The sequence below is a fragment of the Gemmatimonas sp. genome, from assembly GCF_044345575.1.
Classification (GTDB): domain Bacteria; phylum Gemmatimonadota; class Gemmatimonadetes; order Gemmatimonadales; family Gemmatimonadaceae; genus Gemmatimonas.
The window spans coordinates 1-8,204 of sequence record NZ_JBIJAW010000144.1 but is presented as its reverse complement, the minus strand read 5'-3'; the positions used below and the strand labels follow the sequence as shown (position 1 = coordinate 8,204).

General features: G+C 67.2%; 6 protein-coding genes and 1 pseudogene. 2 read left to right on the top strand and 5 right to left on the bottom strand.

Going from position 1 to position 8,204, the window contains the following annotated elements:
- The 5 genes and pseudogenes from ACIQ6O_RS09795 to ACIQ6O_RS09775 all read right to left on the bottom strand — a co-directional run.
- A pseudogene (locus ACIQ6O_RS09795) lies at positions 1–245 on the bottom strand (DNA ligase-associated DEXH box helicase); the annotation flags it as partial.
- A gap of 72 nt (positions 246–317) precedes the next feature.
- Complete coding sequence (locus ACIQ6O_RS09790; protein ID WP_396207606.1) at positions 318–890, bottom strand: c-type cytochrome; 573 nt, start codon at positions 888–890, stop codon at positions 318–320.
- Positions 890–2,155 (bottom strand): sulfite dehydrogenase, encoded by a 1,266-nt coding sequence (gene soxC, locus ACIQ6O_RS09785; RefSeq protein WP_396207605.1) that lies wholly within the window; start codon positions 2,153–2,155, stop codon positions 890–892. Before soxC ends, ACIQ6O_RS09790 begins: the two co-directional genes overlap by 1 nt.
- A gap of 310 nt (positions 2,156–2,465) precedes the next feature.
- A complete protein-coding gene (locus tag ACIQ6O_RS09780) occupies positions 2,466–3,371 on the bottom strand; it encodes a pirin family protein (RefSeq protein ID WP_396207604.1) in 906 nt (301 codons plus the stop codon).
- Positions 3,372–3,437: 66 nt separating this feature from the next.
- Positions 3,438–5,294 (bottom strand): serine/threonine-protein kinase, encoded by a 1,857-nt coding sequence (locus ACIQ6O_RS09775; protein WP_396207603.1) that lies wholly within the window; start codon positions 5,292–5,294, stop codon positions 3,438–3,440.
- Between ACIQ6O_RS09775 and ACIQ6O_RS09770 the strand changes: the two genes are divergently transcribed.
- On the top strand, positions 5,284–5,829 hold the full coding sequence (locus ACIQ6O_RS09770; protein ID WP_396207602.1) for a hypothetical protein: 546 nt from the start codon (positions 5,284–5,286) through the stop codon (positions 5,827–5,829). The two genes, ACIQ6O_RS09775 and ACIQ6O_RS09770, sit on opposite strands and share 11 nt — an antisense overlap.
- Positions 5,830–5,945: 116 nt before the next feature.
- On the top strand, positions 5,946–8,204 hold a 2,259-nt coding region (locus ACIQ6O_RS09765), incomplete at its 3' end, for a TonB-dependent receptor (protein ID WP_396207601.1).

The window sequence follows — 8,204 nt, the reverse complement described above, 5'->3', positions numbered from 1 at the left end:
GACACCGTCACGCCATTGATGGAGCGAGTGGCGCCGTACGGCATGCCCTCGAGTCCGGCGGCCCAGCTGCCCAATCGTTCACGCGACACCGCCGCGCCCGCCTCGGTGACGAGGTAGGCGTCGCACCTCCACGTGAGGTGGTCCCCGTGCGCATGCGTGACCACCGCGCGGGCGACGGGCGCCCACGGGTCGATGTAGAAGTCACCGGCCTCACAGTAGAGACCGCGTTCAGTGGTGCGGAGCATGGCACAGGCTAATCCACGCCAGCCCCGTCGAGGTTCCTTCTATGTCGATGGCCGGCGGGCGTGCTTGCCGGCTCAGCGGAAGGGACGGCCTCCCTGCCGATCGTCGAGTACGAAGATGCCACGCGCGGGCATCTGCACGGCGGGCAGCGTGGTGGCGTTCATCTCGGCGTTCGCCCCGATGATGCCGTTCTCGTGCAGCAACCACGCGACCACGGCATACGTCTCGGTGTCCGAGAGCGATCCCGGGGCGTTTTGCGGCATGGCGCGGCGCACGTAATCGAAGACCGTGGTGGCGTACGGCCAGTAGTTGCCGATGGTGCGCGGGGCGCGGTCGGCGCGGGCGAAGTCGTAGCCCACGTCGGGGGTTCGCCCCACCAGTGGCGGTACCGGGGCCAGCCCTTCGCCCTTCGCGCCATGGCAGGAGGCACACTTGGCCGCGTACACGACCGCTCCGTCGGACGACGTACCCGCGCCCGCGGGCAGCCCGGCGCCGCTGGGGTCTACATCGATGTCGATCGCCGCGAGTCGAGCCGGTGTGGGCGTGTGCCCGAGCCCGAACGATGGGTCGGCCGCGGACGGCGAGGCATCACACGACGCGAGCAGCGCGCACGCGCCGAGCGCAGCGAACACGATCATGCGGCGCATCAGCCACCTCCGAAGGTCACGGTGCCGTCGCTCGCGACATCCCACGCGCGGATGGCACTGTAGTGGTATCCGGGCGCGTCACCGCGCACCCGGCGATACTCGTCGGCGGTCGGTTGCACGGCACCGGTTTCGTCCACCGCGCGACTGAGCAGGCGAGTGCTGCGGCCATCCCAATTCCACAGGTATTCGAAGCGCGTGTGCGCCATGGGGAGCGCGCCGTTGGGGAGCGATGCCATGTGCCAGGTGCGTCCGCCATCGGTGGAGACATCGACGCGCGAAATGCGTCCGCGTCCAGTCCACGCGAGACCGCGCACGGCATGCCATCCGCGCTCGGCGAGCTTCCCGGGATACGACGGTGACGTGATGAGCGACTTCACATCCATCGTGAAGCTGAACTGTCGCGCCTTGCCGCCGGGGATCGGGTCGGTGTACTTGGACGTCTCTTCGCGCGACATGAGCGGCTGGTCGGTGACTTCGAGCCGGCGCAGCCACTTCACGCACATGTTGCCCTCATAGCCGGGCAGCAGCAGGCGGATGGGATAGCCGTTGCCTGGGCGCAGTGCTTCGCCGTTCTGCGCATACACGACGAGTGCATCGTCGAGCATCTTCTGCATGGGCACACTGCGGGAGAGCACCGCGGCGTCGTTGCCTTCGGCCACCACCCACGACGCGTTGGGCTTTGCGCCCACCGCCCGCAGCAGAGTGGAGACGGCAACACCGGTCCACTCGCTGTTGCTGGTGAGCCCATCCACCACTTGCGGCGACATATCGGGCTTGGGGTTGTTCCAGGCGCGTCCGCCGTTGCCGCTGCACTCGATGAAATACGTGCGCGTGACGGACGGGAACCGCTTGAGTTCATCGAGAGAGAACTCGAGCGGCTTGTTCACCAGTCCGTGCATGGTGAGCGTGTGCTTGGCCGGATCGATCGCGGGGATGCCGTTGTGGTGCCGCTGAAAATGGAGATCGGCCGGCGTGATGGTGCCGTGCAGCTCGTGATGCGGCGTCCACGTCGAACCGCTGGTGACGTTCACGGGCGAGAGACGCGGTGTCTCGAAGGGAGAACGGGTGCCGAGCGAATCGCTCGGCGCGCCGGGCACGCGCGACGGATCGATGGGCACCGCCGGTTCCGCCGTCTGGGTGACGGCACTCAGCAGCGAGGGGGTGAGCGCGGCACCCGCGAGCAGTCCGCCGGTCCGTACCAGCGCGCGTCGTGAGATATGGCGTTCAGATCCGGCAGGGGAGTCGTCGGGCAGCGGCGCGTCCACGTACAGCCTCCAGAGGAAGGGCAGGAGAGCAATGCAACGCGCCAATAATACGACCCGGTCTCTGCTTCTGCTCGCCCTCTGCGCTTTCAGCGGAGAAAATGAGAAAGGGGGGAACTGATATTGGGAGAAAAGGGGAAAAGAAGAAAAAGAGAATGAAAAAATTGAAGAAAAGCCGACGGCTCGACGTTGATCCGGACTCCCCTTTTCTCCCTTTCCCCTTTTCTCCCAATTTCAGTTCCCCCCTTTCTCCCCTTCTCCGGCTACGAACGCGGCGAGGAGCACGGGCAGCCGACGATGCGAGTGAACGGCGTCAGTGCTTGATGAACGTTCCCGCGCGCAGTTCGCTCACCGCCTGCTGCAGTTCGGCTTGCGTGTTCATCACGATCGGGCCGTACCACGCCACGGGCTCCTTGATGGGCGCGCCACTCACGAGGAGGAAGCGAATGCCCTCGTCGCCGGCGCGCACCACCACCTCGTCGCCGGAATCGAAGAAGATGAGGGAGCGATTGCCCGAGCGGTCGCGCACCAGGTCATCGTCGTTGCCGGCGGTGCGCTCCGTGAGCACGCCCATGGGATCGGAGGCGTGGCGGAACGTGCCGCTCCCTTCGAAGATGTAGGCGAAGGTGCTGCGATACGCGTCCACCGGCAGCGACTTCTTCACACCGGCGGGGACGAACACATCGAGGTACTGCGGATCGGCGGCGATCCCATCGACCGGACCGCGCTTCCCCCAGAACGCGCCGCAGATCACGCGAACCGTGGTGCCGTCATCGTCGATGATTTCCGCGATCTCCTTCGACTGCACATCCTGGTAGCGCGGGGCCGTCATCTTGAGCGTACTGGGCAGGTTGGCCCACAGCTGGAAGCCGTGCATGCGCCCCTGCGGGTCGCCGTGCGGCATCTCGTGGTGGATGATGCCGCTCCCCGCCGTCATCCACTGCACATCGCCCGCGCCGAGCATGCCGCGATTGCCGAGCGAGTCGGCGTGCTCGACGTTGCCGGCGAGCACGTAGGTGATCGTCTCGATGCCGCGGTGTGGATGCCACGGGAAGCCCGCCTGATACTGCCGCGGGTCATTGCCGCGGAAGTCGTCGAACAGCAGGAACGGATCGGTCTCGGCCGTTTCGCCGAACCCGAAACCACGGTGTAGGTGCACACCCGCGCCCTCCATAGTGGGCTGGGCGGTGACGATGCGCTTGACGGGACGGATGGACACGGGTGACTCCGGGTTGAGATGTCTGGAAGATATCTCAGTAATAAGAGACTGTCCAGTGGCCCCGGTTCAGATCATCCCGGTCATATCCATGCCACCGGTGGCTTTCGGCGGCGGGAGCGGCGGCGGTGCCTCGCCGAAGATGTCGAAGGCGCGCATCGAGGCCTCGACCGCGCCGAGCGCGTCGGATAGTTCGGTGGCGGTCTTTTTCACTTCCCACCGGTACATGGGCCCGCTCACGGCCACGAGGCCGACGCCCACCGCGAGCGCCGCCGCGACCGCCGGTCCGGCGATGGCCGCACCCGCGAGCAGGAAGGCCTTCTTGGCGAGGGCCGCCGCGATGATTCCGCTCACCGTCGCGCCGCCACCCGCGATCGCCCCATAGCCGAAGACGTTGATGCCGAGGCCACTCCGCAGATCCACGGTCATGGTCACCTCGCACGACTGCGGGTCGCCCGGCACGGGCGCGAGGCTCACGCGTACTTCGGTGGCGTACACCCCGTACCGCGTCCACGTCCACTTGTAATTGCCGTCCACCAGGGCCGGGAGCGTGAACACCAGCACGCCCCCGTCGAGCGGATGGCCGCCCAAGGTGTCCTTGAGCGACAGCAGCCACGGCGACGTCTGCAAGCTGCGGCCGAGTGCGGGCAATACCGCTCGGCCCGGCGAGCGGAACACGCGCGAGACCGACAGGGTGCGCTGACTGGTGCCGAGGAACCGTCGCGCGAGGCGTTCGGTGAACGGCGAGACCTCGGCCGGTTGCACCATGCCCTGTCCCTGCGCGCGGATCTCGTCGAGCGCCAGCGCCACATAGCGCTGCGAAATGCCCGCCTCCACGGCGGCGGCTTCCACATCGCGTAGGCGGTAGGCATCGGTGGGCACGGCGTCATTCGTCGACCCGGTGTTGGCATCGGCGGGTACCAGCGCCCGCGTGTCGTTGCTGCGCACGCGCTGCTCGAGGCGCGCTGCGGCTTCGGCCTGCAACTCCGCCGCGCGGCGCCACACGGCCATCGCGTGCTCGCTGTCGAGCACCGGCGACGGCCCGTGATCGCGCTGCGCGTGCAGCATCTTCTCCTGCGCCTTGTCGAGGGCCGCGGCGAGTTCCTCGCCGGTGGCGAATCGCTCGTCGCGCTGCTTGCGCAGCAGGCGATCGATCACCGCGGCGATGTGTGGATCGACCTCCGGCGCCACCGTGCGCAGTGGCGGCGGCTCCTTGGTGGCATGGGCCACCAGGATGCTCTGCGGCGTCGTGCCCTCGAAGGGGAGGCGTCCGGCGAGTGCGAGAAAGCCGATGCACCCCAGCGCATACAAATCGCTGCGGCCGTCGAGCGCGTCGCCGGTGGCCTGCTCAGGGCTCATGAAGTGCACCGTGCCCAACACGAGGCCGTCCTGCGTGAGCGCAGGATTGAATTCGGCGCGCGCGATGCCGAAGTCGCTCACGACTGCGCGGCCGGTTGCCCGTTCGAGCAGGATGTTGTCCGGCTTGATGTCCCGATGCACGATGCTGCGGGCATGCGCGTACGCCAGCGCCCACGCCACCTCGCGCAACACACGCACGACTTCCACGGCCGGGAGGGTGCCGCGATCACGGATGCGATCGCCCAGTGTTTCGCCGTCCACGAAGCCCATGGCGAAGAACGCGTAGCCACCCAGTTCATCGGCGCGATACACCGGCACGATGTTGGGGTGCGACAGCTGCGCGGCCATGCGGGCTTCACGCAGGAATCGCTCGCGCGTCTCCGGGTCGTCGGCGAGGTGCGGGGGCAGCACCTTGAGCGCCACCGAGCGATCGAGCTTTTCGTCGCGGGCGAGGAGCACGATGCCCATGCCGCCGCGTCCGAGCTCCCGCTGAATGGCATACTGCCCGTGCAGGGCCGTGCGAAATGCCGCGAGGCCGTCGGGAGTGGTAGGTTCCGTGATCGTCATCGTCGGGAGAACCTACGTGAAGGCCACCACATTGTTACAGGGGGCGCTGTGTGCCGCCCTCGCCGTCACCATGCCGTTACGAACGGCCGCCGCGCAGTCACGCCCCGACCTCGCCGGCACGTGGCGCGGGACGCTGGTGAACTACCCCACGCGCCCCGGTGCTGCGCCGGTGGACGTTACCATGGAGTTTGGCGCGTTGCCGGTGGCTGACTCCACCTGCGTCCCCTGGAAGACCACCTACCGCGAACAGGCGGTGGTGCGGGGAGTGAAGGATTACCGGCTATGTCGTGGCACCGGCCCCGACGACTATGCAGTGGACGAGGGGGGCGGCGTGGTGCTCCCCGCCCGGCTCCTCGGCGACGTCCTGGTCTCCGCCTTCAAGACCGGCCCGCTGCTGCTCGTGACCCACCTGCGGGTGCAGGGCGACACGCTGACTGAGGAGATCATGACCATCGACGACCGACCGGCGGCCGATGGGCTGGTGACGATGCGCCCGCGCGCGATTCAGCGGCTGGTGCTTACCCGGCAGCGATAGCGGCACACGGGGAGACGTCGCGGGCGAATCTCGCCACGTTTCCAAAATCCGGTATGGACGTACTGCAGAGTTAATGATACCCTGTTCGCGTTATCATAACTCTCTCCCGCCCGACCATGACCGCTCCCACTCGCTCGCTGCTCATCGGCGTCACCCTGCTTGGCGCCCTCAGCACCCCCTGGGCATCCCCGCTTCGCGCGCAGGCGCCCGCCACTCCGGCCGTGGCCACTGGTGAAGTGGTGATTCGAGGCGCGGTGCGACAGCCGGATGGTCGACCGGTGACCGGGGCCGACGTACGCCTCACCGACCCCAACGGCCGCAGCACGCCGGTCCGTACCGACGGGAACGGGCAATTCACGGCGACCGTACCGGGCGCCGGGCGGTACACCCTCGTCGTTCGCGCCGTGGGCTACGCGAGTGTGTCACAGCCAGTCGCGGCGCGCGCCGGCGCCGAACCGATCGCCATCGTGCTCCGCCCGCAGGCGCAGCTCACGCCGGTGCAGGTGATCGGCGCAACGACCACCTCACGGGACCTGCATCCGGGCGCCGATGCGCTCCTAGGTGCGGTCTCGGTGCTCGGTGGTGAACAAATCGCCCGCGAAAATGTGGCGTTCTCGCAGGAACTACTGCGCAAGGTGCCCGGCGTGTATCGGGCTGAGTTCAATCAGGGCATCGTAAACGGCGACATCGGTCTCCGCGGCTTCAACACCGAGAGCGAGATCGCCAGCACGAAACTGCTGATCGACGGCATTCCGTCGAATCTCAACAGCGGTGTGAGCGAAATGAATGCGATCTTCCCGCTCGAGATCTCGCGCATGGACGTGGTGCGCGGCACGAACGATCCCCGCTTCGGCCTGTTCAATCTCGCCGGCAACGTGTCGGTGGAAACGGCACAGGGCGGCGGCAACTACATCACGTCGCGTTTGCAGGGCGGCTCCTTCGGCACGCAGGAAGCCCAAGTCCTCGGTAATGTCGCAGTTGGCGGCTTCAGTCAGACCATCTTCGCCGGTGCGCGCCGTGCCGACGGCTATCGGGCCAACTCGGCCTCCGACAAGTGGACGGCGTCGGGCAAGTGGTTCTATACAACGGACAGCGCACGCGTTCGGGTGGGACTGATCGCGCGGATGCACCGGCTCGACACGGAAGCACCCGGATACCTGACGCAATCCCAGTCGCGTTCGACGCCGCGATTCTCGCCGGTCTTCAGCAACTCCGACGGTGGCACCGTGGACAGTGATCACGGCAGCCTGCACCTCGACGTGCGGCAAACATCCACGCTGTCGTGGTCGCTCAAGGCCTACACCCAGCGCTTCGATCGGGTGCGCTTCGTGCGCTTCACGGCGGCAGGCGCCCAGCAGGAGCGCATCGAAGACGAACGGCAGGTGGGCACCATTGGTACGGTCACGTGGCGCCCGGCGTCGCTCGCGGATAGGAAAGTCGTCGTCACGGGCGGCCTGGACCTGCAGCAGCAGACCAACGAGCAGTTCCGTTTTCGCACGTTGGATCGCGCACGGCAGGCCACCCTGCGCGATCAGGACTTCACGCTCGACAACACGGGTGGCTTCGTGCAGGTGAGCAGCGCGCCCACTTCATGGCTCACGCTCACGGCGGGCATGCGCGCCGATCGCTTCGACGGCGAGTTCACCAACAACCTGCCGTCGCCCACCACCCTGCCGGTGCTGCAGTTCGGTACGATCACCCAGCCCAAGGTCAGTGCCGGGGTGCGTATCAACGACCGGCTGAGTGGCTATGCCAACTACGGACGTGGCTTCCAGATCGGCAGTGCGATCGCGGCGTACGGTCGTACACCGCTCCGCGCCTCGGTCAACGACGGCGGCGAAGTGGGTCTGGTGAGTGAGCCGCTGCGTGGCTGGACGGTACGCGCCGGATACTGGGAGCAGCGCGCGTCCGACGAGGTACGTCTGCGCTTCGACAACTCCGGGGATTCGGAAAACATCGGCCGCACACGTCGTCGCGGTCTGGACATCGAAAGCACGCTGCGCTTGCCGAAGGCGGTGCAGCTATGGATGGCCGGAACGTCTCAGCGGGCCGTACTCGTCGAGCCCGGGCGCACGAATGCGGCGGTGGCGGGTAATCTCCTCAACCACGTGCCCTCTTGGACGGTGAAGTACGGTGCGGAATGGACGCCCCGTACCGGGCTGACGACGTCGGCGTGGGCGTACGCGCAGGGCGACTACCAGATCGTGCCGCAGAACAATCGCGGCCGCTGGGGCGCGATGCACACCGTGAATGCCGATGTGTCGTGGCGCTGGCGCGCCGCGGCTCTGGGGCTCGGCGTCACGAACCTCTTCGACCGCTATATGGAGTACGTGTGGTGGGATGGGGCGCAAACGCTGCATTCCCCCGCCTCGGGG

Excerpts from the sequence above, each read along its gene's own strand:
- ACIQ6O_RS09790 (WP_396207606.1), bottom strand. The coding sequence starts at position 890 with ATGCGCCGCATGATCGTGTTCGCTGCGCTCGGCGCGTGCGCGCTGCTC.
- ACIQ6O_RS09775 (WP_396207603.1), bottom strand. The coding sequence starts at position 5,294 with ATGACGATCACGGAACCTACCACTCCCGACGGCCTCGCGGCATTTCGC.